This is a genomic window from Streptomyces sp. NBC_00440 (assembly GCF_036014215.1).
In the GTDB taxonomy this organism is placed as follows: domain Bacteria; phylum Actinomycetota; class Actinomycetes; order Streptomycetales; family Streptomycetaceae; genus Streptomyces.
The window spans coordinates 4,385,979-4,410,207 of sequence record NZ_CP107921.1 but is presented as its reverse complement, the minus strand read 5'-3'; the positions used below and the strand labels follow the sequence as shown (position 1 = coordinate 4,410,207).

General features: G+C 70.8%; 25 protein-coding genes. 8 read left to right on the top strand and 17 right to left on the bottom strand.

What is annotated here, in order from left to right:
• Nucleotides 1-66 precede the first annotated feature (66 nt).
• Entirely contained in the window at nucleotides 67-1,434 is a 1,368-nt protein-coding gene (locus OHB13_RS19965; RefSeq protein ID WP_266854910.1) for an aspartate aminotransferase family protein, read from the bottom strand.
• A gap of 227 nt (nucleotides 1,435-1,661) precedes the next feature.
• Here OHB13_RS19965 and OHB13_RS19960 point away from each other — a divergent pair, with 227 nt between their 5' ends.
• From OHB13_RS19960 to OHB13_RS19940, 5 genes are all read left to right on the top strand, one after another.
• Nucleotides 1,662-1,979, top strand: coding sequence for a hypothetical protein (locus OHB13_RS19960; protein WP_266854911.1), 318 nt, complete (start codon nucleotides 1,662-1,664; stop codon nucleotides 1,977-1,979).
• 67 nt (nucleotides 1,980-2,046) lie between these two features.
• The gene (locus tag OHB13_RS19955; protein ID WP_328378006.1) at nucleotides 2,047-2,325 is read left to right on the top strand and encodes a type II toxin-antitoxin system Phd/YefM family antitoxin; all 279 of its coding nucleotides are present in this window, start codon (nucleotides 2,047-2,049) and stop codon (nucleotides 2,323-2,325) included.
• Nucleotides 2,322-2,726 carry a type II toxin-antitoxin system VapC family toxin gene (locus OHB13_RS19950; protein ID WP_328378005.1) on the top strand — a complete coding sequence of 135 codons (405 nt, stop codon included), beginning with the start codon at nucleotides 2,322-2,324 and terminating at the stop codon, nucleotides 2,724-2,726. Before OHB13_RS19955 ends, OHB13_RS19950 begins: the two co-directional genes overlap by 4 nt.
• A 150-nt stretch (nucleotides 2,727-2,876) precedes the next feature.
• A complete protein-coding gene (locus OHB13_RS19945; protein ID WP_266854915.1) occupies nucleotides 2,877-3,302 on the top strand; it encodes an SRPBCC family protein in 426 nt (141 codons plus the stop codon).
• A 20-nt stretch (nucleotides 3,303-3,322) separates the two neighbouring features.
• Complete coding sequence (locus OHB13_RS19940) at nucleotides 3,323-4,504, top strand: methyltransferase (protein ID WP_328378004.1); 1,182 nt, start codon at nucleotides 3,323-3,325, stop codon at nucleotides 4,502-4,504.
• 106 nt (nucleotides 4,505-4,610) lie between these two features.
• On the opposite strand, the gene OHB13_RS19935 is transcribed toward OHB13_RS19940, so the two are convergent.
• The 5 genes from OHB13_RS19935 to OHB13_RS19915 form a co-directional block, all read right to left on the bottom strand.
• The gene (locus OHB13_RS19935; RefSeq protein ID WP_328378003.1) at nucleotides 4,611-5,744 is read right to left on the bottom strand and encodes an FAD-dependent oxidoreductase; all 1,134 of its coding nucleotides are present in this window, start codon (nucleotides 5,742-5,744) and stop codon (nucleotides 4,611-4,613) included.
• Nucleotides 5,745-5,746: 2 nt separating this feature from the next.
• A complete protein-coding gene (locus tag OHB13_RS19930; RefSeq protein ID WP_328378002.1) occupies nucleotides 5,747-6,451 on the bottom strand; it encodes a TetR/AcrR family transcriptional regulator in 705 nt (234 codons plus the stop codon).
• Between the two features lie 42 nt (nucleotides 6,452-6,493).
• Nucleotides 6,494-6,838, bottom strand: coding sequence for a DUF6191 domain-containing protein (locus OHB13_RS19925; RefSeq protein ID WP_266854923.1), 345 nt, complete (start codon nucleotides 6,836-6,838; stop codon nucleotides 6,494-6,496).
• Between the two features lie 132 nt (nucleotides 6,839-6,970).
• Nucleotides 6,971-8,557 (bottom strand): hypothetical protein, encoded by a 1,587-nt coding sequence (locus OHB13_RS19920; protein WP_328378001.1) that lies wholly within the window; start codon nucleotides 8,555-8,557, stop codon nucleotides 6,971-6,973.
• Nucleotides 8,558-8,823: 266 nt separating this feature from the next.
• Nucleotides 8,824-10,107, bottom strand: a complete 1,284-nt coding sequence (locus OHB13_RS19915) for an adenylosuccinate synthase (protein WP_266854927.1) — start codon at nucleotides 10,105-10,107, stop codon at nucleotides 8,824-8,826.
• Nucleotides 10,108-10,272: 165 nt separating this feature from the next.
• Here OHB13_RS19915 and OHB13_RS19910 point away from each other — a divergent pair, with 165 nt between their 5' ends.
• A complete protein-coding gene (locus OHB13_RS19910) occupies nucleotides 10,273-11,124 on the top strand; it encodes a diacylglycerol kinase (protein WP_266854929.1) in 852 nt (283 codons plus the stop codon).
• A gap of 27 nt (nucleotides 11,125-11,151) precedes the next feature.
• On the opposite strand, the gene OHB13_RS19905 is transcribed toward OHB13_RS19910, so the two are convergent.
• Nucleotides 11,152-11,676, bottom strand: a complete 525-nt coding sequence (locus tag OHB13_RS19905) for a GbsR/MarR family transcriptional regulator (RefSeq protein WP_328378000.1) — start codon at nucleotides 11,674-11,676, stop codon at nucleotides 11,152-11,154.
• A 110-nt stretch (nucleotides 11,677-11,786) separates the two neighbouring features.
• Here OHB13_RS19905 and OHB13_RS19900 point away from each other — a divergent pair, with 110 nt between their 5' ends.
• Both OHB13_RS19900 and OHB13_RS19895 read left to right on the top strand, forming a co-directional pair.
• Nucleotides 11,787-12,755 (top strand): ABC transporter ATP-binding protein, encoded by a 969-nt coding sequence (locus OHB13_RS19900; protein WP_328377999.1) that lies wholly within the window; start codon nucleotides 11,787-11,789, stop codon nucleotides 12,753-12,755.
• Complete coding sequence (locus OHB13_RS19895) at nucleotides 12,752-14,392, top strand: ABC transporter permease (RefSeq protein ID WP_443062960.1); 1,641 nt, start codon at nucleotides 12,752-12,754, stop codon at nucleotides 14,390-14,392. The genes OHB13_RS19900 and OHB13_RS19895 overlap by 4 nt, the downstream gene beginning before the upstream one ends.
• 32 nt (nucleotides 14,393-14,424) lie before the next feature.
• Here the strand turns inward: OHB13_RS19895 and OHB13_RS19890 are convergent, their stop codons facing one another.
• The 10 genes from OHB13_RS19890 to pyrE form a co-directional block, all read right to left on the bottom strand.
• The gene (locus tag OHB13_RS19890; protein ID WP_328377998.1) at nucleotides 14,425-15,021 is read right to left on the bottom strand and encodes a Uma2 family endonuclease; all 597 of its coding nucleotides are present in this window, start codon (nucleotides 15,019-15,021) and stop codon (nucleotides 14,425-14,427) included.
• An 87-nt stretch (nucleotides 15,022-15,108) separates the two neighbouring features.
• The gene (locus OHB13_RS19885; RefSeq protein WP_266854935.1) at nucleotides 15,109-15,780 is read right to left on the bottom strand and encodes a response regulator; all 672 of its coding nucleotides are present in this window, start codon (nucleotides 15,778-15,780) and stop codon (nucleotides 15,109-15,111) included.
• The gene (locus OHB13_RS19880; protein WP_328377997.1) at nucleotides 15,777-17,123 is read right to left on the bottom strand and encodes a sensor histidine kinase; all 1,347 of its coding nucleotides are present in this window, start codon (nucleotides 17,121-17,123) and stop codon (nucleotides 15,777-15,779) included. Before OHB13_RS19880 ends, OHB13_RS19885 begins: the two co-directional genes overlap by 4 nt.
• A gap of 216 nt (nucleotides 17,124-17,339) precedes the next feature.
• Nucleotides 17,340-18,206 (bottom strand): alpha/beta hydrolase, encoded by an 867-nt coding sequence (locus OHB13_RS19875; protein WP_328377996.1) that lies wholly within the window; start codon nucleotides 18,204-18,206, stop codon nucleotides 17,340-17,342.
• A gap of 55 nt (nucleotides 18,207-18,261) precedes the next feature.
• The gene (locus tag OHB13_RS19870; RefSeq protein ID WP_443062959.1) at nucleotides 18,262-19,497 is read right to left on the bottom strand and encodes a kynureninase; all 1,236 of its coding nucleotides are present in this window, start codon (nucleotides 19,495-19,497) and stop codon (nucleotides 18,262-18,264) included.
• A 97-nt stretch (nucleotides 19,498-19,594) separates the two neighbouring features.
• Entirely contained in the window at nucleotides 19,595-20,497 is a 903-nt protein-coding gene (locus tag OHB13_RS19865) for a tryptophan 2,3-dioxygenase family protein (protein ID WP_328377995.1), read from the bottom strand.
• A 158-nt stretch (nucleotides 20,498-20,655) separates the two neighbouring features.
• The gene (locus OHB13_RS19860; RefSeq protein WP_266854942.1) at nucleotides 20,656-21,069 is read right to left on the bottom strand and encodes a DUF3151 domain-containing protein; all 414 of its coding nucleotides are present in this window, start codon (nucleotides 21,067-21,069) and stop codon (nucleotides 20,656-20,658) included.
• An 87-nt stretch (nucleotides 21,070-21,156) separates the two neighbouring features.
• Nucleotides 21,157-22,317 carry a MalY/PatB family protein gene (locus tag OHB13_RS19855; RefSeq protein ID WP_328377994.1) on the bottom strand — a complete coding sequence of 387 codons (1,161 nt, stop codon included), beginning with the start codon at nucleotides 22,315-22,317 and terminating at the stop codon, nucleotides 21,157-21,159.
• Between the two features lie 156 nt (nucleotides 22,318-22,473).
• Complete coding sequence (gene fbaA, locus OHB13_RS19850; protein ID WP_328377993.1) at nucleotides 22,474-23,505, bottom strand: class II fructose-bisphosphate aldolase; 1,032 nt, start codon at nucleotides 23,503-23,505, stop codon at nucleotides 22,474-22,476.
• Nucleotides 23,506-23,675: 170 nt separating this feature from the next.
• Complete coding sequence (gene pyrE, locus OHB13_RS19845) at nucleotides 23,676-24,218, bottom strand: orotate phosphoribosyltransferase (RefSeq protein ID WP_328377992.1); 543 nt, start codon at nucleotides 24,216-24,218, stop codon at nucleotides 23,676-23,678.
• Between the last annotated feature and the right edge of the window lie 11 nt (nucleotides 24,219-24,229).

The following is a 24,229-nucleotide window of genomic DNA, read 5'->3' as shown; positions in this document are numbered from 1 at the left end:
GCGTCCCCCTCTCTGCTGCCCGCCGGCTAGGTCCTGTCCGGCCCACGAAGACCGGCCGGACAGGACCTACGCGACCACGTGCTCGTCGGCCACCGAGAGCGCCGCGTCCAGGGCCGCCAGGCCCTCCTTCGCCTCCGCGTCGGTGATGTTGCACGGGGGCACCACGTGCGTGCGGTTCATGTTGATGAAGGGCCAGAGGCCGTGCTTCTTCGCCGCCGCGCCGAACGCCGCCATCGGGGCGGCGGCCTCGCCCGTCGCGTTGTACGGGACCAGGGGCTCGTGCGTCTCCCTGTTCCGTACGAGGTCCAGCGCCCAGAACGCGCCCACACCGCGCACCTCGCCGACCGACGGGTGCCGTGCGGCCAGGTCCGCGAGGGCCGGGGCCAGGACGTCGGTGCCGAGGCGGGCGGCCTGGCCGACGATGTCCTCCTCCTCCATGGCCTTGATCGTCGCGACGGCTGCCGCGCAGGCCAGCGGGTGGCCCGAGTAGGTGAGCCCGCCCGGGTAGGGACGCTTGGCGAAGGTCTCGGCGATCTCGCCGGAGATCGCGACGCCGCCCAGCGGGACGTACCCCGAGTTGACGCCCTTCGCGAAGGTCAGCAGGTCGGGGGTGACGTCGAAGAGGTCGGCGGCGAACCAGGTGCCGGTCCGGCCGAAGCCCGCCATCACCTCGTCGAGGATGAAGACGATGCCGTACCGGTCGCAGATCTCCCGGACGCCCGCGAGGTAGCCGGGCGGCGGGGTCATGATGCCCGCGGTGCCCGGAATGGTTTCGAGGATGATCGCGGCCACCGACTGCGGACCCTCGAAAGCGATGGTGTCCTCAAGGTGCTGGAGGGCGCGGGCGCTCTCCTCGGCCTCGGTGCTCGCATAGAACGGCGAACGGTAGAGGAACGGCGCCCAGAAGTGCACCACACCCGCCGTCGCGGTGTCGGAACCCCAGCGGCGCGGGTCGCCGGTGAGGTTGATCGCGGTGGCGGTGCCGCCGTGGTACGAGCGGTAGGCGCTCAGCACCTTCGCGCGGCCGGTGTGCAGCCGGGCCATCCTGGCGGCGTTCTCGACGGCCTCGGCGCCGCCGTTGGTGAAGAAGATCTTGTCGAGGTCGCCGGGGGTGCGCTCGGCGATGAGGCGTGCGGCCTCGGAGCGCGACTCGACCGCGAAGGCGGGGGCGAAGGTGGTCATCTTCGCCGCCTGCTCCTGGATCGCGGCGACGACCTTCGGGTGCTGGTAGCCGATGTTGGTGAAGACGAGACCGCTGGTGAAGTCGAGGTACCGGTTGCCCTCGTAATCCCAGAAGTACGAACCCTCGGCGCCGGCGACGGCGAGCGGGTCGATCAGGTCCTGGGCGGACCAGGAGTGGAAGACATGCGCACGGTCGGCGGCCTTGACGGCCGCACCTGCACGGGGATCGGGCTGCGGGATCTGAGGGGTCATGCATCCCAGCGTAGGGATCCGCAGGTCGGGACGGACATGGCCATCTTGTATGTACTCGGCGGGATTCGTCGGCAGAGTGTCACACTGCCCGGCGAGGTGGCCGCCGGCCGTTACGGAATGGCCGGCAGAACCGGTTCTCCTGGCCATACCGGGCCTCGCACGGGCGCACTATCCTCGCCTCCAGCGGGCCCGCGCGGTGGCGCGGCCACGGGGGAGGCGGCACAGCCATGAAGAAGCTCCAGCCGGGCGATCCACACCACACCGGCGCAGAGAGTGCCGCCGCCGGTACGGGCGACCCCGAACCGGGCCCGCCGTTGCCCGGGTACAGCTACTACACCCCCGCGCCGGCGCCCGGACCACCGGACCGCAGCCGTCGCTGGACGCTCGCGCTGATCCTGGTAGCCCTGATAGTGGCGGTGGGCGCGGGCGGATCGGTGTACGCGGTCATGAACACGGGCAGCGCATCGAAGACCCCGGCACCCCACACCACCACCGTCTCCCCGCACCCGGCCCCGGCCCATCGGGATACAACCAAACAGGGCTGACCGAGGCCGCCGGACGGGCCGGAGCAACTCCGTAGCGCGACGCATTACGCTGCAATACACTGAAGAGATGAAGACCATCACCCAACGGGAACTCGCCGCGCGTTCCAAGGCAGTGCTCGACGACGTCGAGGCAGGTGAGACGTACCACATCACTCGTAACGGCAACGAGATCGCCGAGGTGCGGCCGCTCGCCGCCCGACGCCGCTTCGTCCCGGTCGAGGAGCTCCAGCGGAAATGGCGCCATGCTCCGCAGGTCGACGCCGCTCGGATGCGTGCGGAGGCCGATGAGTTCTTCGGTACCGAGGAACGTGTCGGTGACGATGAGAATCCCTGGGAGCGCGCGTGACCCACAGGCGCCCGCGTGGGCTGCTGGACACGTGTGTGGTCATCGATCTGCCGGTGATCGATCCGGCCTTGCTGCCTGTGGAGGCGGCTGTCTCCTCGATCGTCCTCGCAGAATTGGCCCAGGGCGTGACGATGACCAAGGACCCGGTGGAGATGATGGCGCGGGCGCAGCGCCTTGCCGACGTCGAGGCAGAGTTCGCGGCCGTTCCCTTCGATCGGGAGGCGGCCCGCAGATTCGGCACGCTGGTCGCTCTCACCATCCGGGCGAAACGCGATGTCCGTCCCCGCCGGATGGACCTGATGGTCGCTGCCACAGCCGCAGCACAGGGGCTCCCGCTCTATACGCGGAACGCCGACGACTTCAAGGGGCTGGAAGAGGGCGTCGACGTCATCCCCGTGTGAACGCAGTCCGCACAGTCCGCACTCGCCGGGAAGACGGCCGCCTCGCGCGTACGGCCGTTTTATGTGGCCGACCCGTCGTTCCGTGTGGCCGATCAGTCTCCGGGTAGCCGGTCCCGTGAAGAACGAGCCCACGAACGAAGAGAGGCACGCATGTCGTCATCGCTGATCGAAACTGTGGACATCAACGCCCCGGTCGCCGTGAGCTGGGCCCTGTGGAGCGACGTCACCCGCTGGCCCGCCTTCCTGAGCCACGTACGCCTCGTCGAGCCGATCGACGAAAAGCGCTTCGCCTGGCAGCTCTCGCTGCCCGGCGCCGACAAGAACTTCGTCGCCGAGCTGACCGAGGTCGTACCGGAGGACCGGATCGCCTGGCGGACCATCGAGGGCGTCCACCATGCCGGTGTGGTCACCTTCCACCACCTCACCGACACGACGAGCCGGGTGACGCTCCAGATCGAGTACGACCCCAAGGGCTTCGTCGAGCACCTGGGCGCACTCACCAACCTCGATTCCACCCTGGCACATTACGACCTGGGCGAATTCCAGAAACTGGCCGAGAAGACGGTCGCCTCCTGAGGCGGCTAGCCTGGTCGGCAATGAACCATTTGCCGACGTCATCAGGCTCGCTCGCCCTCACCCGGTTCCCCGAGGACCCCCGCGACCAGCTGCGCGCCTGGGACGCCGCTGACGAATATCTCCTGCGCCATCTTGAGGAGAACGGGACCGCCGCCGCGGGGACCGTCCCGGGAACCACCGTCGTGGCCGGTGACCGGTGGGGCGCCCTCACCACCGCACTGGCCGGGGCGGCGGACACGGAGGGCGGGGCCGGCGAGGTCGCCCAGATCACCGACTCCTTCCTCGGGCAGGAGGCGACCCGCGCCAATCTGGAGCGGAACGGGACCGGCTCCGGCTCCGTGCGGCTGCTCTCCACGCAGGACGCGCCCCCGGAGCGCATCGATCTGCTGATCGTCCGGGTGCCGAAGAGTCTCGCGCTCCTTGAGGACCAGCTGCACCGGCTCGCGCCCGCCGTGCATGCCGGGACCGTCGTCGTCGGCACCGGCATGGTCAAGGAGATCCACACCTCGACCCTGAAGCTCTTCGAGCAGATCATCGGGCCCACGAAGACGTCCCTCGCGGTGAAGAAGGCCCGGCTGATCTTCTGCACCCCCGACCCGTCACTCACGCCGGGCCCCAGCCCCTGGCCGCGCAGTTACGAACTGCCGTCCGGCATCGGCGCCGCGTCGGGACGGACCGTCGTCAACCACGCCGGAGTCTTCTGCGCCGAACGCCTCGACATCGGCACCCGGTTCTTCCTGCCGCACCTGCCGCAGCACGAGGGCCCGCAGCGGGTGGTGGACCTGGGCTGCGGCAACGGCGTCGTCGGCACGGCCGTCGCGCTGGCGAACCCGCGGGCCGAAGTGGTCTTCACCGACGAGTCGTTCCAGGCGGTCGCATCGGCCGAGGCCACCTTCCGGAAGAACCTCGGCCCGGACGCCCCGGCCGAGTTCCGCATCGGCGACACCTTCGCGGGTGTCGAACCGGGCTCGGTCGACCTCGTGCTGAACAACCCGCCGTTCCACACCCACCAGGCGACCAGCGACCAGACGTCCCGGCGGATGTTCCGCGGCGCACGTGAGGCGCTGCGGACCGGGGGCGAACTGTGGGTCGTCGGCAACCGGCACCTCAGCTACCACGTCATGCTCCAGCGCACGTTCGGCAACTGCCGGGTCGTGACGAGCGACCCGAAGTTCGTGATCCTGCGGGCCGTGAAGCGGTAACCGACGCCCACCCGGAAGGCCACGGCCAACCGTGCCCCACAACTCCAGGGTGGGGCATGGGAATTGCTCCGGGCCGGTCCCGCCCGCCGGGACGTGCCGGGACGAATCAGTGTGCGTTCGGCTTGGCGAAGAAGTCGACCAGAGCCTTGGGCGCTTCCTCGTTGAACATCATGTCGAGCCCATACGCGGACTGGAGCGCCGATTCGGCACCGCGGGGGAACATGGTCCGCTCGTACGCGGCGACAGCCTGCTCCAGGTCGTCGTTCGCGATGATGGCGCGGGCCAGATCGGCGCCGTCGATGAGGGCGAGGTTGGCGCCCTCGCCGGCGAACGGGGACATGAGGTGGGCGGCGTCGCCCACGAGTGTGATCCCCGGGACGCGGTCCCAGGTGTGCCCGGTGGGGAGCGCGTGGATCGGCCGCGGGACGATCGTGTCGTCGCAGTGCCGGATCAGATCGGTCAGCGAGGGCGCCCAGTCCGCGTACATGCCGAGCAGTGCCTCTCGGGCGGCCGTGGGGTCCTCCGCCCGGTCGAGTCCGCTCGTGGCCGCCCAGTCCTCGGGGACCCGGACGCCCAGGCCGAGCCAGATGTGGTCACCGCCGTGTCCGCCGATGAACTTGTTGTCGGACACGGCGAAGAGCGAGCCGCGCCCGACCAGCGCCAGCGCATCCGGGTGCTTGGCCGGAGCGTCGTCGAGGTGGATCTCGACCATGGTGATGCCGGTGTAGAACGGCTTCACCGGGGTCAGTGCGGCACGGGCCTTCGACCACGCACCGTCCGCGCCGACGACCAGGTCCGCCTGCGCGGTGGTTCCGTCCGCGAACTCCAGGACGGGTCCCGATTCCGTGGGGCTGACGCCGACGACCTTGCTGCCCCAGCTGATCGCGCCGGGATCCAGTGAGTCCACGAGCATCTTCCGCAGCATCGAGCGGTCGATCTCCGGGCGTCCGCCCGAACCCGTGTCACGCTCGTCGATGAAGACCCGTGCCGACTTGTCCAGGACACGCATCGCTTCACCGCCCTCGTGGGTGTGGCGCAGGAATGTCTCGTAGAGGCCCGCCTCTTCGAGCGCGATCTGGCCGGTGTCGTGGTGGATGTCGAGCGAGCCGCCCTGCTGACGGGTCCCGGCATCCGCGTCGCGTTCGTAGACCGTGCACGGGATGCCGTGGAGCTGGAGGATACGGGCGCAGACGAGACCGCTGAGCCCGGCGCCGATGACGGCGATACGGGGTGTGGGCATGGTCAGTTCCTTCCGTCAGTGGTACGCGAAGTCGCGGCGACGAGGCCGTCGATGAGCACGTTGAGGGCCCACTCCGAGCGGGACTCCGGGGTGCCCGAGAAGAGCTGATCGGCGAGGGCGGCAATGTGCGGATACCTGTCCGGCGCCGCCGTAAGGCCCGGCGCTGCCGGCTGTTGGGCGCGGGCCGGGACTGCGGTATCCGGTGTGGCGCCCCCGTGCTCGGCCGCCACGGCGGCCGGATACTGCAGCAGGATGTCGACGCCCCACGCCGCGGCCTGCCCGGTCACGCCGCCCCGGTCCAGCTGTCGGAGCACCGCCTCGACGAGGGCCACGTAGTGCGGGCCGTCGGGGCGCGTCCGGATCGCCATCCGGGCGATCTCGGCATGCGAGAGCAGGACCCGGCCGTAGTCGAGGAGAAGCGCCACGAGACTTGCGCGCCATGGCCGGGAGTCATCGGGAAGGGCGACGGAGCCCAACTCGACGTCGAGCACCTGAGCGTGCAGGTCCTCGGTGTTCCGGACGTAGACGTACAACGACGCATGGCCGGTGTCCAAGGCCTTCGCCACGCTGCGCATGGTGACCTTGGCCAGGCCTTCCGAGCGGAAGATCGCCGCTGCGGTCGCCACGATCCCCTCACGGGTCAGGGCGGGCTTGGCGGGCCGCTCGCGGCGGCTCCTGCCGGTCTCGGGGGTTCCGATGTCCTCCATGCATTCACCGTAACACGACCATGGTCGTAACGACCATGGTCGTTACGGGGAAGCCGGAGCGCCCGCAGCGTCCTGGTCCGGCGGTATCCGGACGACCGCGGTCCCGCTCTCCAGGTCGATCATCGTCCGGTTCGGCGGCGCACCGTCGTCCTCGTCGTCCCGCATGACCAGCGACGACTGCCGCTCCTTCAGTTCGTTCTGCTTCCCCGCCGAGAGGGTCGCGTGCAGCTGCTCGAACCCGGTGGCCGATATCTGACCCTGCCGGGCCCAGTTGCGCCACGGCAGCACACCGGCCCGCCCGGCGCGCAACAGCAACTGATCGACGAAGGCCACTCCGGTCAGCAGGATGACCAGCCCGGGCAAGGTCATGAAGACGACGAATCCCATACCGGCAGTATGGCGAGACCGCGGAACGCCTGGCGTGCCCCCGTTCGAGATCATGCGGGCCTGCATCCCACTGCCGGCGTACGCCGAAGCAGCCCGGTGGCCGCTGAGGAGCAGTCCGTCCTCGCCAGGAGCTCAGGCCGAGGACAGCTGTTCCGCTATCTCCTTGACCCAAGCGGCGCTCTTCGTCGGGTCGTTGAGGGAATGTGCCCACTCGTCCGGGGTCAGCCGATGGTTGGCGGGGCCTGCTTTGAGAGCGATGAGAAGGGCTCTGGCCGAGTCCCGCATTTCGGCCGATGTGTCGCCGCTCCCGTTGATGTCCGCGCCCGCGGCGAGTCCGTACAGTTTGCGGGCCATGGCCTGGCGTTCACCGTTCTGCACCTTCTTCCAGAACTTCAGGGCCTCCTTCAGCGCGTCCTCGCGGGAGGCGGGCTCCGCCGGGGTCCCGTCGGCCGCCCAGCGTTCGGGGTGGCGGGCCCCCTCGTAGCGCTTCATCCCCGCGCGCCCTGCCTTGTAGGCGGTGACGCCGAGGACGAGACCGGCCGCACCCGCGGCGAGACCCCAGCCGACCGGGTTGCTCGCCAGTCCGGCTCCTCCCGCTGTGGCGGCGACCGCCGTCACGATGCCGCCCGCGGCCTTGGTGGACTCGCCCACGGCGGTGAGAGCCTGCTTGCCCATCTTGTTGCGCTGCTTGCCGAGCGCGTACGTGTGCACCGTGTCCATCGTGTTCCTGTCTTCGGCACGCCGGACGTCTCTGGCGGCGTCACGGGCTTCACCCATCGCCGCCCAGGCCGCGTCGATGGCCTCGGAGACACGCTCCAGCCGGTCATCGCCCTCGTGGTCCCAGTGGGCGTCCAGCGCGACGTATGCCTCGGCCGCTGCCCATTCGGCTGCCTGCCGGCTCTGGTTCAGCCGGGCCAGCGCATCGTCGTCGGTGCGGTCGGGCTTTGTGAGCGCCTTCAGGGCACGGTGTTTACGGGCCGTCATGCCGAGGCGGCCCGCCGCACGGGCGCCCTTCGCCGCGCCGAAAGCGCTGGAGCCGATACCGCTCGCCTCGGACGCTGTCATGGCGTGCGCCGCCAGCTGGGCTTTGGTCAGCTCCTTGGCGATACCGAGGGCGTAGTTTCCCGCGCCGGCGGCGCTGACGACCGCGTCCGCCGTTTTGGAGTTGGACTTCTTGTCCGCTCCGTGGAAGGCGGCCCCGCTCTTGTACTTCTGGGCGTCCTTCCTGGCTTTGGCCGCCTCCATGCCACTGAGCACGGCGCCGGCGGCCTCCGTGACGAGGTTCTCCGACGCGGCGGCGGCCCCCGATGAGCCGGCGGAGTGTTTGAGGCCGTCGTTGACCGTGGCGGAGGCCTGCTGGGAGAAGCCCGCGTTGGCGGGGACCTGGACGCCCTTGACGAAGGTGTCGATGAATTCGAGATTCTTCTTGAGCCTGTCGAGGACCGCGGCGATCCGGTCGCGGTAACTCTTCCGTCCGGTGGTCGCGTTGCCCTTCTCCGGCGCCTTCTCCGGTGCCTTCTCCTTCGCCTCGCCCCTGGCGCGCTGCACGGCCGCGGTCGCGGCCCGGTTGCCGGCGCTGGACTGGATCTGAAGGAGGGCGCGCTCCGCCGAACTCCGGGTCGGGCTCCCGGCCCGGCTCCGGTCCCGGCTCAGGTCCCGGCGCTGCGTCAGGGCAGCGACGGACTGCCGAGTTGAGGTGCGGTGGACGGGGGCGCTCATGAACGTGCCTCTCCTGTGCCGGGCCGGGGCGAGTGGAGAGTAGCCAGGCAGGGCGAACAGAAAGGGCACAGCGGGGAAATTCTTCACGGAGCGCACGAAACGGGTCGTGGTCGGTTCAATGGCGGCTCAACCGGGGGGACTCACGCGCGACGGCGGCCGACCCGTCACTACAGGTCGGCCGCCGTCCAGTGCCGCGGTGTCTCTCAGGCCCGTCAGACCTCTCGGGCCTCTCGGGCCTCTCGGGCCTCTCGGGCCTCTCGGGCCTCTCAGATGAACGAGTTGATCTCGATCGTCTCGGTCCGGCCCGGGCCCACGCCGATCGCCGAGATCGGTGCGCCGGACATCTCCTCCAGCGCCTTCACATACGCCTGCGCGTTCTTCGGCAGGTCGGAGAAGGTCTTCGCCTTGGTGATGTCCTCGGTCCAGCCGGGCAGGTACTCGTAGACCGGCTTCGCGTGGTGGAAGTCCGTCTGGCTGAACGGCAGCTCCTCGACGCGCTTGCCGTCGATCTCGTACGCCACGCACACCGGGATCTGCTCCCAGCCCGTGAGGATGTCGAGCTTGGTGAGGAAGAAGTCGGTCAGCCCGTTCACCCGCGTCGCATAGCGCGCGATGACCGCGTCGAACCAGCCGCAGCGGCGGTCGCGGCCGGTCGTGACGCCGTACTCGTGGCCGATCGAACGCAGCTTGTCGCCGTCCTCGTCGAAAAGCTCGGTCGGGAAGGGGCCCGCGCCCACCCGCGTGGTGTAGGCCTTGAGGATCCCGATGACCCGGGTGATCTTCGTCGGGCCCACGCCGGTACCGGTGCAGGCGCCGCCGGCGGTCGGGTTGGACGACGTGACGAAGGGGTACGTGCCGTGGTCGACGTCCAGGAGCGTGCCCTGTCCGCCCTCCATGAGGACGACCTTGTTCTCGTCCAGCGCCTTGTTCAGGACGAGCGCGGTGTCCGCGACGTACGGGCGGATCTGCTCGCCGTAGCCGAGCAGCTCCTCGACGATCTGGCCGGCCTCGATCGCGCGCCGGTTGTAGAGCTTGGCGAGGATCTGGTTCTTGCCGTCGAGCGCGGCCTCGACCTTCTGCTCCAGGATCGACTCGTCGTAGAGGTCCTGGATACGGATACCGACACGGTTGATCTTGTCGGCGTAGGCCGGGCCGATGCCCCGGCCGGTGGTGCCGATCTTCCGCTTGCCGAGGAACCGTTCCGTCACCTTGTCGACGGTGGTGTGATACGGCGTGATCAGATGCGCGTTACCGCTGACCAGCAGCTTGGACGTGTCCACGCCGCGGTCGTTCAGCCCGCTCAGCTCGGAGAGCAGGACCGCTGGGTCGACGACGACTCCGTTACCGATCACCGGAGTGCACTCCGGCGAGAGGATTCCGGAAGGGAGGAGGTGGAGCGCGTACTTCTGGTCGCCTACGACGACCGTGTGGCCGGCATTGTTGCCGCCCTGGTAGCGCACCACGTAATCCACGGATCCACCGAGGAGGTCGGTGGCCTTTCCCTTGCCCTCGTCACCCCACTGAGCACCGAGCAGCACAAGTGCGGGCACAGGCGTACACCCCTTCCGGGCGGGGCATGTCCAAGGTCAGGGGGCGCACGTCTGGCGTACGCCGATACCTGAACCGTCGAACCGGCTGCCCCGGAATAGACGAAGCCCCTGGCGCAATAGCGCAAGGGGCTCTTGCACAAAGATGCTACCCGAGGAAGGACCGAGGTGTCGGCTCCAGATCCCCCAGCGAGCACCGAGCATCAGCTGCTGGTGGTCATCGACCCGGTCGCCCGCCGCGCGGACGGCGAATCCGTACGGATCGCGAAGGACGTGCTGTGCGCCGGAGCGCACGCCAAGATCTGCCTGCCCGAGGGGCCGGAGGAGTTCGCGCGGGCGCTCGCGAGACGCGGCCACCGGCGCCTCGTGGTGGTCGGCGACGACCGGGCGCTGCTCAGAGCGGTGACCCTGCTGCACCGGGAGCGTGACCGGGCACGCGGCGCCCTGTCCCTGGTGCCGGTCGGTCCGGCGCCCGCGCTGGAGCTGGCGCGGTCGCTGGGTGTCCCGGTGGGCGCGGTGGCCGCGGCGCGGTCGGTGCTCGACGGCGCGGTGCGCTGGCTGGACCTGCTGGTGGACGACAGCGACGCGGTGGTGCTGGGCGATCTGCGGATCCCGGTGCCGGGCCCGCGCTCCGGGGCGCCGGGCGCGGACGGCGAAGGGCCGCAGTCGGTGTGGGGCACCTGCCGTTCGCTCGTACGGACGCTCGTCGGCCCGGTCCCCACGCCGGGGGCGCCCCGGGTGCAGCGGCTGCGGGTGGAGGCGGACGGCGTCCTGCTGGCCGATCTGGACCGGCCGGTGGCAGGGGTCCGGGTCTCGTCGCGGGGCGGCGCGGGGAAGGCAGAGGTGGCCATCGAGCTGCCGTCCGGTGACCGGCTGACGGCTGAGGCGCTGGCCGTGACGGTCTCCGGGGCGGATTTCCGGTACCGCAGGGACGGCCTGGTGGGCGGTCCGGTGCGGACCCGGACGTGGATGGTGCGGGCGGGGGTGTGGGGGCTGACGCTGCCGGCAGTCGCGGTGTAGGACGGTGCGGGGGCCGCCCGTGGTGCGTCAGCCGAAGCGCTTCTCGCGCTCCACATTCCAGCGCTCCATCAGCGCCGCCAGCTCCCCGTGCAGGAACTCGAAGAAGGCCAGCGTCTCCCCCAGCCGCTGCCCCTGCGGGGAGTCGGGCCCCAGGTTCGCGACGCCTTCGCGCAGGGCGTCCTCCCAGCGCTTGATGACCATGTCGCGGCTGGTCAGCGCCTCGTACCACTGGTCGCTGTGCACCCGGAAGCGGTCCCGGCGGGATCCCGGTTCGCGTTCGCGGGTGACCATGTTGACCTGCGCGAGGTAGCGGACGGCGCCGGAGATCGCCGCAGGGCTGACCTTGAGCTGTGCGCCCAGTTCGGCCGAGGTCAGCGCGCCGGACTCGGAGGCGAGCAGCGCGGCGAAGATACGGGCCGGCATCCGCTGCATCCCGGCGTCGGCGAGCTGCGCGGCGAACCGCTCGACGAAGCGGGAGACCGCCGCCCCGTCCACAGGCTGTGCGCCGCCCGTGCCGCTTCCGCTCTCCGGGCCGGTGTCTTTCGTCGTCATCCTTGGATCTTCTCCCCAGCGTTCCCGGTCCCTGCCACCCGTACGAGTTTATACGTTTCCTTAACTTCCTTAAGTTCACAACTTTGTGAAATCACTGTACTTTCAGAAGCATGACCAAGGCACGCACAGCCAAGGCACTCACAGCCGCCGGACTGCACAAGTCGTTCGGCCGGACACCTGCACTGGACGGCCTCGACCTCACCGTCGAGGCCGGCGAGGTCCACGGCTTCCTCGGGCCCAACGGCTCCGGCAAGTCCACGGCCATCCGGATCCTGCTCGGGCTGCTGCGCGCGGACTCGGGCGCCGCGCAGCTGCTGGGCCGCGACCCGTGGCGCGACGCGGTCGAGCTGCACCGGCGCATCGCCTATGTGCCGGGCGACGTCACCCTCTGGCGGAACCTGAGCGGCGGCGAGGTCATCGATCTGTACGGGCGGCTGCGCGGCGGCGGCCTCGACGCTGCGCGCCGGGCGGAACTGCTCGACCGGTTCGAGCTGGACCCGACGAAGAAGGGCCGTACGTACTCCAAGGGCAACCGGCAGAAGGTGGCCCTGGTCGCCGCGTTCGCGTCCGACGTGGATCTGCTGATCCTCGACGAGCCGACCTCCGGGCTCGACCCGCTGATGGAGGGGGTCTTCCAGCAGTGCGTGGCGGAGCAGCGCGACCGGGGGCGGACGGTGCTGCTCTCCAGCCACATCCTGAGCGAGGTCGAATCGCTCTGCGACCGGGTGAGCATCATCCGCGCCGGGCGCACGGTGGAGACCGGTTCGCTCGCCGAGCTGCGGCATCTGACCCGCACCAGCATCGTCGCCGAACTGGCCTCGGCACCGAGCGGCCTCGACCGGCTGCCCGGCGTGCACGGCCTCGACGTCCAGGGCACCCGGGTGAAGCTCCAGGTCGAGACGGACCGGCTGGACGCGGTGCTCGGATCGCTCGGCGCCTCCGGCGTGCGGTCGCTGACCAGCACACCGCCGACGCTGGAGGAACTCTTCCTGCGCCACTACGCGACACCGGACACGGCTCCGGACGGAACCCGCACGGCAGCGGCCGGACCGGCGCAGACCCCGGCGGTGCCCCGGTGACCGCCACCACGACCGGCCGCCCCGGCACCGGCGCCGGTCCCGCCGCCGGGCCGCCGCGTTCCGCACACCCGTGGGCGGGCACCGGCGTCCTGCTGCGGCTCGCCCTGCGCCGCGACCGGCTCATGATGCCGCTCTGGATCCTGCTGCTCGGCGGCTCGTTCGCGTCCGTCGCGCGGTCCTTCGCCGCGCTGTACGGCACGGCGGCCGGCCGCGCGGAGCTGGCCCGCTCGATGAACGGCAACAGCTCGCTGCGGGCGCTGTACGGGCCCGTGTTCAGCGACTCGGTCGGCGGGCTCACCGCCTGGCGCATGAGCGGCTTCGGTGCCGTACTCGCCGCCGTGATGAGCCTGGTCGTCGTCGTACGCCACACCCGCGAGGAGGAGGAGACCGGGCGTCAGGAGCTGCTCTCGTCGGCCGGGGTCGGCCGGCCGGCGCCGCTCACGGCCGCGCTGCTGGCAGCCGGGGCCGCCAACGCCGGGCTGGCCTGCGTGATCGCCGCCGGGCTCACCGCGTCCGGCGAGCCGGGCGGCGGTTCGGTGGCGCTCGCGCTGTCGGTGGCGGGCACCGGGATGCTCTTCGCGTGCACGGCGGCCGTCGCCGCCCAGCTCACCGAGAGCGCCCGCGCGGCGAAGGGGATCGGCGCGGCCGCGATCGGCGCCGCGTACGTCCTGAAAGCGGCGGGCGACGCGGTGTCGGGCGCCGGCTCGTCCGTGCTGACCTGGCTGTCCCCGGTCGGCTGGGCCGAGAACGTACGGCCCTACGCGGCCGAGCGCTGGTGGGTGCTGCTGCTCCTGGCGGCGGCTGTCGCCGCGCAGGCCCTCGTCGCGTACACCCTGGCCGGGCGCCGTGACCTCGGCATGAGCTTTCTGCCCGCCCGGCCGGGACCGGCGCGCGGCCGGATGGGCACGGCGGGCGCGCTCGCCGTGCGGCTCCAGCGGGGCAGCCTGTACGGGTGGATCGCCGGGTTCCTGGTCACCGGGGCGGTCTTCGGCAGCATCACGGACGGCGCGGGGGATCTGGTCGGCGACAACGCGGCCGCCCGGGAGATCTTCCAGCGGATGGGCGGCCACTCCGGCCTCACCGAGGCGTTCCTCGCGGCGATGACCGGGGTGCTCGGTACGGTCGCCGCGCTGTACGTGGTCGCATCGGTGCTGCGGCTGCACGGCGAGGAGACCGCCGGCCGCGCCGAACCCCTGCTGGCGGGCGCGGTCGGCCGGCTGCGCTGGGCGGCCGGTCATCTCACGGTCGCCTTCGCGGGATCGGCGGCTGTCGTACTGGCGGGCGGCGTCGGCCTGGCCCTGGGCTACGGCCACGAACCGGGCCCGGTCATCGGCGCCGCCCTGGCCCAGCTCCCGGCGGTCTGGGTGTTCGGCGGCCTCACGGTCCTGCTGTACGGGGCGGCCCCGAAGGCCGCACCGGCGGCCTGGGCCCTGGCCGGTCTCGCCCTGGCCCTGGGGTGGATCGGCCCGGCACTGAAACTCCCGCAGCCGGTCCTGGGCCTGTCACCCTTCGGCCATCTCGCCAAACTGCCGGGCGCAGAGATGGCCTGGACACCGGTGGTGATCCTGCTGCTGCTCACGGCGGCACTGGTGGCAGCGGGGCTGACGGCACTGCGGCGGAGGGACATGAACGGGTGAGGGGGTGAGCCCCCTGCCTCACCCGGGGGGGCTCAGCGCACGTAGTTCTGGAGCACCTCGGTGTCGAGCTCGATACCCACCGGGTCGGGCAGCATGAGCACTTCGCCGAACTTGACGGTGTGACTGTCGCGGTAGCCGCCGCCTTCCGGGTCCGGCGCACTGAACACCGTGACGGCACCGGCCTCGCGGTCGACCAGCAGATAGACCGGGATCCCGGCGCCGGCGTAGGCGACCGGCTTTCCTTTGCGGTCCCGGCGGTCGGTAACGCGGTCGTACGCCGTGATCTCGACGGTCATCAGCACGCCGTCCGGATCCGCCCACTCGCCCTGACCTGCGAAGTTTCCCCGCAGGGCGAGAGAACCGTCCGGACGCGCCCTGCCGTTGCGGTACGACTCGACCTTCAGGCCCTGATCACCGCCGTACAGACCGAGTTCGGGCCGGTGCTGCATACAGATTCCCTGCAGCCACATCCAGATCTCGTTGTGATCCCCGTCCGGCACTCCGCGGTCTCCGATCCGTCCGTCGATGAACTCGAACACGACGGCATCGGACTCAGCTGCGGCGAACGTGGCGATCTTCTCGAATTCCTCGACCGTCATCTGAGACGTGCGCTCTGCCCCATCCGTCATGGTGCCCCCCTCTGTGCGAGCACCAGTGTCGCCAGGCGGACGCCGATCCGGGCCCGAACCCGCGACGATCACCCGTCCGAGTGGTCGCTACCCCGGCCTGACCAGCCCCGTCTCGTACGCGAAGACCGCCGCCTGGGTCCGGTCCCGCAGGCCGAGTTTCACCAGGATCCGGCTCACGTGCGTCTTGATGGTGGACTCGGCGACGATCAGCCGGGAGGCGATCTCCGCGTTCGACAGGCCCTGCGCGATCAGTACGAGCACCTCGCTCTCGCGCTCCGTGAGTTCATCGACGCGGGCGAGCGCGGGCTGCCTCGGGGTGTCCGACAGCCGGGAGAACTCGACGATCAGCCGCTTGGTGATCGTGGGGGCGAGCAGTGCCTCGCCGGCCGCCACCACCCGTACTCCGTCGGCCAGTTGGCGAGCCGACGCGTCCTTCAGCAGGAAGCCCGACGCGCCCGCGCGCAGCGCCTGGTAGACGTACTCGTCCAGGTCGAAAGTGGTCAGGACCAGGACCTTCGCCGCCTCGTCCGCCGCGACGATCTCGCGGGTCGCCTCGATGCCGTTCAGCTCGGGCATCCGGATGTCCATCAGGACGACGTCCGGGCGCAGGGCCGCCACCTGGGCCACCGCCTCGACACCGTTGACCGCCTCGCCGATCACCTCGATGTCCGGCATGGCGTTGAGCAGGACCGAGAACCCCTCACGGACCATCATCTGGTCGTCGACGACCAGGACCCTGATCACCGGTGCGGCCGTCATTCGGACTCCTCCGCGGAACGCGGCACCGGGATGAACGCCGCGATCTCGTAACCGCCGTCCTCCGTGCTGTCCGTGGTGATCTCACCGTTCAGCATGGTGACCCGCTCCCGCATCCCGGTGATGCCGTGCCCGGCACCCGGAATGGGGTATCCCCTGCTCGAACTCGGTTGAGAGCTTGGGGAAGGCTTGGCCAGGCCCTGCGGCGGTCCGTTGACCACGCGCAGACCGAGCCCGCCCAGGACGTAGCTGATCTCCACCCGGGCCTGTGAACCAGGCGCATGGCGCAGGGCGTTGCTCAGCGCCTCCTGGATGATGCGGTACGCCGACAGCTCGACGCCCTGCGGGAGTTCACGCATCGCGCCGGTCACCGTCTTCTCCACGGCCAGGCCCGCCTCCCGGACATTGGTCAGCAGCCCTTCGAGTTCGGCGAGGGTGGGCTGCGGGGCGTCCGGGGCCTCGTAGTCCTCGGCCCGTACGACACCGAGCACCCGGCGCAGCTCCGTGAGGGCCGCCACCGCGTTCTCCCGGATCACCTCGAACGACCGGGTCAGCTCGGGCGGCGGATCCGTCACCCGGTACGGGGCGGCCTCGGCCTGGATGGCGACCACCGACATGTGGTGGGCGACGACGTCGTGCAGCTCACGGGCGATGGTGGTGCGCTCCTCCAGGAGCGTGCGCCGGTCGCGTTCGATGGCGGTGACCGTCTGCTGGGCGGTGACCTCACGGTGCGCCTCCCGGCGGACCTGCACCGTCGTGGTGACGAGGAGGGCGACCGCGGCGAGGAACAGCATCATCGCCATGTCGGAGCCGTACATACCGGGGCCCGCTACCGCTTCCGCGACGAACCCGTACAGCGCCGTACCCGCCCACATCCACGCGGCGGTCCGCGGCCTGGTCCTGGCCGCGACCACGGTCAGCACCACGAGGTGCGCGAGGAAGACGCTGTCGGCCCAGGGCCAGGACCCCCAGCTGCTGCCGAGCAGGCTGACGACGGGGGCGGACACCAGCGACACCCACCAGGCACCGACCGGCCTGACCAGGGTCATCACGACCGTTCCGGCCGAGATCAGACCGGTCACGAGAGCCAGGGGGCCCTCGAAGTCGACGCTGCCATGGGCGGCCACGAGCAGGGTGAGCAGCGCGAAGCCCAGCACCACCGCGTGCGGGAACCACCCCGAGCGGGCCCGTATCCGGCCGGGCAACCGCCTGGTCAGCGGTCCGTCCGTCCGCATCGGCTGGAGCGGGCGATAGGCAAAGGCATCGTGGAAGAGGTCCTGGCGCAGGCCCGCCAGAACCCCCTGGGCCAGCCGGAACTCCGGGCTTCGCGTCTCTGTATCGGTCACAGGCACCACGGTAGGCGGCGGCGCTGTCCCGGTCGTCCGTACTGATGTGGAACCTGCGGGGTCCCCCTCAGGTACTACCGGCGGAGTGGAGCCGCCCTGACGAGGGCAGTCGTAAGGCCGGCGGGTCGACCGGCCCCCACCAGGGCAGTCGTACCGCCGGCGGGGCGGACGGTCCCCACCAGGACAGTCGTCCGCCGTCGGGCGGCGGACCGGCCCTCACCAGGCCAGTTGCTCGATCTCCGCGACGACCACCGCGCAGGCGTCGGCCGCCGGGTCGATCGGCGCGTAGTGCCCGACGCCGTCGAGCAGTGTCACGCCGACCAGTTCGCCCTCCTTGGCCGCCGCGTCCGCGTACGCGTCGGCGAGCTGCGGCGGGACGGTGGCGTCGTCCCGGCCCTGGACGACCGTGGTCGCGATGCCGGTGGGGAGCAGGGCGGACGGGTCCGCCCACTGCGCGCGGACCACGGCCGCGGTGTCCACCCCCGCCGTGCCCGCCGCCGCCGTGTCGGCGGACGCCAGGAACTGTTCCACCGCGCCCTCGCACACCCCCAGTTCACAGGCGAGGCCGAAGTGCGCGAGCGGTGCCAGCGCGACCACCCCCCGGAAGGGCGGCGTGGACCGGTGCCACGGCGCCTCGGGCGGGAGCACGTGCCGGGCCGCCGCCCACAGCGCGAGGTGCCCGCCCGCCGAGTGCCCGGTGAGGACCGTCCGCCGCAGGTCGGCGCGCGGAAGGCCGGACGGTACGAGATCGGGCAGTGCGTCCAGGGCGGTGGCGACGTCGTCCAGGGTGTCGGGCCACCGGCCGGCGCTCCCCTCGTCGGCACCGCCCCGCCGGTACTCGACACTGGCGACCGCGAACCCCCGGCGGGCCAGGAAGGCGGCGAACGGAGAGATGTGCGCGCGGTCGTACCGCTGCCGCCAGGAGCCGCCGTGCAGCACGACGACGAGCGGGACCGGCCCCTCGCCGCCGTGCGGGGCGTAGAAGTCCATGGTCTGGTCGGGGTGATCGCCGTACGCAGCGGTGGCATCCGGGGCGACGGCGGGATGCGCGAGGACCGAATCGGCCTCTGCGTCGTCCGACATACGACTCCAACCTCTCTCTGTGCGGGCCGGGCTGCCCTGACCAGCGGGGACGCTATCAGGCAAGTACCTCCCCCAGAACGCGGGCGGCACGCAGCGCATCACCGAAACTGACGTAGAGCGGGGTGAATCCGAAACGCAGGATGTCCGGCGGCCTGAAGTCCCCGACGACACCGCGGGCGATCAGTTCCTTCATGACGGCCCCGGCGTTCTCGCAGCTCAGCGACACCTGGCTGCCGCGCAGTTCAGGTGCGGCCGGAGTCACCGATCCGAGGCTCACGCACTCCAGGAAGAAGTCCGTCAGGACGAGTGACTTGGCCCGGACCGCCTCGACCGACACCCCCTCCCAGACATCGAGCGCCGATTCCAGAGCGAGCATCGAGAGAATGTCGGGGGTGCCGACCCGGCCCCGCGGGGCGCCGTCGGCCGGGGTGTATCCGGGCTCCATACCGAACGGGTCCACGTGCGAGGTCCAGCCCGGCAGCGGTGAGTCGAAGGAGGCCTGGAGGTCCGGGCGCACATACAGGAAGGCGGGCGAACCCGGCCCGCCGTTCAGGTACTTGTAGGTGCAGCCGACCGCGAAGTCGACCCCGTGGGCCGCCAGCCCGACCGGCAGCGCACCGGCGCTGTGGCAGAGGTCCCAGACGACCACCGCGCCCGCCGCGTGCACGGCTGCGGTCACGGCGGGCAGGTCGTGCAGCCGTCCCGTGCGGTAGTCGACATGGTTGACCAGGACGGCGGCGGTACGGGGACCGATCGGGTCGCCCGGTGCGTAGGGGACGATCCGCCGGCCGGTCATCCGGGCCGCCGACGCGGCGATATAGCCGTCCGTCGGGAAGGTCTCGGCGTCGACCAGGATCTCGTCGCGGTCGTCCCCGGCCGTCCGGACCGCGGCCACAAGTGCCTTGAAGACGTTGACGCTTGTCGAGTCGCCGACGACCACCGTGCCGGGCGCCGCACCGACGAGCGGCGCGATCCGGTCACCGATGCGCTCCGGCGCGGTCCACCAGCCGGACTCCTCCCAGGAGCGGATGCCCAGCGCACCCCACTCGTGGGTGATGACCTCCTGCATCCGCGCCGGGACGTGCCGGGGCAGGGCACCGAGGGAGTTGCCGTCGAGGTAGACCGTGCCGGGGGCGACGGTGAACAGCTCCCGGAGCGGCGCCAGTTCGTCGGCGGCGTCCAGTTCGGCGGCCCGGCGGGCCAGGGCGGACCCGTCGGACAGGTCGGGCACGGCGGACGGGCCGGGCCGGCCGGACAGGTCGGGCTCGGACTGCACCGGTGCGGGCTTCATCAGCTGGTCCTCGGTCGTCGGGGATGTCGGGGAATACGGCCCGGCTGAGGCTTCGCCGGGGATGTCCGGGGCTTTCGGGGTCACCCCGGCGGCCGGGTCAGACATGGCTGCGTGCCGTCCACAGCTCGGGGAACACGCTCTTCGCGGCACGCTTCTCCAGCCAGGAGACCCCGGCCGAGCCGCCCGTGCCGGTCTTCGACCCCATCGCCCTGCGGGTCGCGACCAGATGGTCGTTGCGCCAGCGCCACACCAGTTCGCCGACATCGGTCAGCGCCTCGCCGAGCCGGACCAGCGGGGAGTCCTGCTCCCCCGTGTACACCGCGGTCCAGACCGCCTCGACCTCCGGCGACGGCTCGTACCTCGCCGAGAGATCGCGCTCAAGCACGGTGGCGGGCACCGGCTGCCCGTGCCGGGCGATGAACCGCAGCACCTCGTCGTACAGGCTCGGCTCCTGGAGCGCCTTCTCCAGCTCGGCGTGGACCCGCGGCGCTCCGCGGTGCGGGACCAGCATCGAAGCGGACTTCTCGCCCAGCAGGAATTCCAGCCTGCGGTACATCGCGGACTGGAAGCCCGACCCCTCGCCGAGCGCGCTGCGGTACGCGTTGAACTGCGCGGGGGTGAGTTGGGCCAGCGGCCGCCAGGAGTCGTTGAGCGACTGCAGTTCGTACGTCGAGCGCTTCAGGGCCGCGAGGGCGGCCGGCAGATCATCACCGCGCAGGGCTGCCGCCGCGGTCTCCCACTCGTGGACGATCACGGTGAACCACAGCTCCATGACCTGGGTGGTCACCAGGAAGACCATCTCGCCCGGATCGTCGGAACGCAGATGCTGGAGGTGGGTGAGGACATCCGCCTGCACGTAGTCCTCGTACGGGGTGGTCCCCGCGAAATCCAGATTCGGGGCCGAGTCGTCATTCGGGGCCGGGGCGTGATTCGGGGCTGAGTCCCGGCGCTGGGCCGGGTCGTGGTGGTTCGGGGCGGGGTCGTGCGAAGGCGTAGACATCGCTGTCTCCTCGGTGGTGCTCCAGGTAGCGGTCCGCCCCTTCCGTCGACAGGTGGGCCCCGGTCCCCGCCTTCATCATTGACGCGGAACCCGCTCCACGGCAAGACAAGCAAGGGCCGGACACGGTGCGTGTCCGGCCCTTGCTCCGCACGGCAGGGTCAGCCCAGCGTGTCCGCCGCGGCCGGCGAGGAGTCACGCAGGAACACCGTGCAGCGCTCGTACTCCTCGTCCTCACCGATCGACTGCGCGGCGCGGGCCAGGGCGTGCAGGGCCCGCAGGAAGCCACGGTTCGGCTCGTGGTCCCACGGCACGGGGCCGTGGCCCTTCCAGCCGGCCCGGCGCAGCGAGTCGAGGCCGCGGTGGTAGCCGGTACGGGCGTACGCGTACGACTCGACGACCCGCCCGTGCTCGAAGGCGTCGTCGGCCAGCTGCGCCCAGGCGAGCGAGGAGGTCGGGTACTTCGCCGCCACATCGGCGGGTGCGGTGCCGCCCGCGAGGAGCTCGCGGGGTTCGGGGTCGTCAGGAAGACGGGTCTCGGGAGGGCCCCCGAGCAGATTCTCGTGAATGGACATGGAAGCCAGTCTGCCTGGCCCCGGTGGATACAGCTGCCACGGGCAGCAGGACCGGGCAGCAGGACCGTCCGCCCGGAGACTCTTCTGCTACGGCCGCACGGCCCGGACCGCCCGCACCAGCGCGTCGGCGCCCGCCACCGCCTTGTCCCGGGGGCAGCCCACATTGAGCCGGACGAATCCCTCGGCCCGATAGACCGAGCCCGGCATGATCGCCACCTTCTCCACCTCGATCAGCTGCCGCTGGAGCGCCGCGCTGTCGATGCCCAGCGGGCGCAGATCGATCCAGGCGAGATAGCCCGCCTGCGGCGGCGCCCAGCCCAGCTCGGGGAAGGCCGTGTTCAGCCGCTCGGCGAGCACCGACAGATTCGCCGCGGTGTACGCACGCACCGCGTCCAGCCAGGCCGCCCCGTGCCGGTACGCCGCGATGTGCGCCGTCAGCGAGAGCACCGCGGGCGAGGCCAGCCCCTCGGCCGTCTCCATGCGGGTGAGGTACTCCGCCCGGTCGTCCGGGTCGCCGATCATGCCGTACGAACCGGTCAGCGCCGGGAAGTTGAACGCCTTGCTGCCGGAGGTGATGAGCGCCCAGCGGCCGCGCCCGTACCGGGTCCAGGGCAGATGCCGGTGCCCGTCGTGCACGAAGTCGGCGTGGATCTCGTCGCAGATGACCGCGGTGCCGTACCGCTCGGCGAGTGCGGCGAACCGGGTCAGCTCGTCGTGGGTCCACACCCGGCCGGTGGGATTGTGCGGCGAGCAGAGGAGCAGGACCTTGCTGTCCGGCCGGGCGAGCAGGCGCTCCAGCTCCGCGTCGTCGTCCACCGGGCAGCCGCGCAGTTCCCGGCGGAGGCCGGAGACCGCCTTGGTGAAGCCGTCATAGGTGGGGGTGTGGACCACCACACCGTCGCCCTCGCCGGTCCACATCCGCAGCAGCTGCGAGAGCTGGTTGAGCACGGAGGGCCCGTACACGATCCGGCCGGTGTCGATCCGGGTGTCGAAGCGGGTCACGTACCAGTCCCGTACCGCGTCCCGGAACTCCCCGAGCCGCCAGTCGGTGTAGCCGAACACCCCGTGGCCAATGCGCTCGTGGAGGGCCGCGAGGACCTCGGGCGGGCAGCGGAAGTCCATGTCGGAGATGGTGAAGGGCAGCAGCCCGTCCACGCCGAACCGGTCCGCGACCCCGTCCCACTGGACGCTCCAGGAGCCGCGCCGGTCGACAGCGGTGTCGAAGTCGTACTCCGCGTCGTACCCCATGTGCGGCGCCCTCTCTGATCTGACTGATCCGACGGTACGTGCGGATATGACGACGCGGGCCCGGCACCCCTGGTCGGGATACCGGGCCCGGCGTGACGGACGTGCCTGCGTGACGGACGTGCCTACGTGATGCGCGTGCCTGCGAGACGGACGTGCCTACTTGATGCGGGTGCCCGTGGAGCGCAGGTTGGCGCAGGCCTCGGTGACGCGCTTCGCCATGCCGGCCTCGGCGGCCTTGCCCCAGGTGCGCGGGTCGTAGGTCTTCTTGGAGCCGACCTCGCCGTCGACCTTCAGGACACCGTCGTAGTTGCGGAAGACGTGGTCCACCACGGGACGCGTGAAGGCGTACTGGGTGTCGGTGTCGAGGTTCATCTTCACGACGCCGTTCTCCAGCGCGGTGGCGATCTCCTCCGCGGAGGACCCGGAGCCGCCGTGGAAGACGAAGTCGAACGGCTGGCTGCCGGCGGGCTTGCCGTACTTGGCGGAGACGCCCTCCTGGAGGTCCTTGAGGAGCTCGGGGCGGAGGACGACATTGCCCGGCTTGTAGACGCCGTGCACATTGCCGAAGGAAGCAGCCAGCAGGTAGCGGCCCTTCTCACCCAGACCGAGCGCCTCGGCGGTACGCAGCGCGTCGTCGACGGTCGTGTACAGCGAGTCGTTGATCTCGTGGCTGACGCCGTCCTCCTCGCCTCCGGTCGGGGTGATCTCGACCTCAAGAATGATCTTCGCGGCGGTAGCCTGCGCCAGCAGCTCCTGGCCGATGGCCAGGTTGTCGGCGAGGGTCTCGGCGGAGCCATCCCACATGTGCGACTGGAAGAGCGGGTTGAGGCCGGCCTCGACGCGCTTGCGGGAGACCTCAAGCAGCGGACGGACATAGCCGTCGAGCTTGTCCTTGGGGCAGTGGTCGGTGTGCAGCGCGACCGTGACCGGGTACTTCTCGCCGACGATGTGCGCGAACTCGGCGAGCGCGACCGATCCGGTGACCATGTCCTTGGCGTACTGGCCGCCCAGGAACTCCGCACCGCCGGTGGAGATCTGGATGATGCCGTCGCTCTCGGCCTCGGCGAAGCCGCGCAGCGCCGCGTGCAAGGTCTGGGTCGAGGTCACGTTGATGGCCGGGTAGGCGAACTTGCCTGCCTTCGCCCGGTCGAGCATCTCGTTGTAGACCTCGGGGGTTGCGATGGGCATCTGTCCGCTCCTTGGGATGTGCGGGTGTGCGTAACTGGTCCCTGACCTGGGGGCGACGTCATCGTCGCCCCCATCTTTCCAGACTCCTGGCGCGGGTCCACCGGGCGTGGTGCCTTGACCCGGACGACGGGGTGTGGTTTCACGTGAAACCACACCCCGTGCTCAGAGCCTCACAGCCCGAGGTCGTCCTGGTTGTACACGAAGATGTACGGCACCCCCGCCTCGGCGATGACCTCGGCGGCGCCGGTGTCACGGTCCACGATCGTGGCGACGGCGACCACCTCGCCACCGGCCTCACGTACCGCCGCCACGGCGGTCATCGGAGACCCGCCCGTCGTGGAGGTGTCCTCGACGACGAGGACGCGGCGGCCCTTGATGTCCGGGCCCTCGATGCGGCGCTGCATCCCGTGCGTCTTGGCGGCCTTGCGTACGACGAACGCGTCCAGCGTCTTTCCGCGGGCAGCCGAGGCGTGCAGCATGGCGTCCGCGATCGGGTCGGCGCCCAGCGTCAGGCCGCCGACCGCGTCGAAGTCCAGCCCGGAGGTCAGATCCAGCATCACCTGACCGACCAGGGGCGCGGCCACGCCGTCCAGGGTGATCCGGCGCAGATCGATGTACCAGTCGGCTTCGATCCCCGAGGAGAGCGTCACCTTGCCGTGCACCACGGCCTTGTCCTTGATGTGCTGGAGCAGATCAGCGCGTACGTCAGTCATGCCCCCGAGCT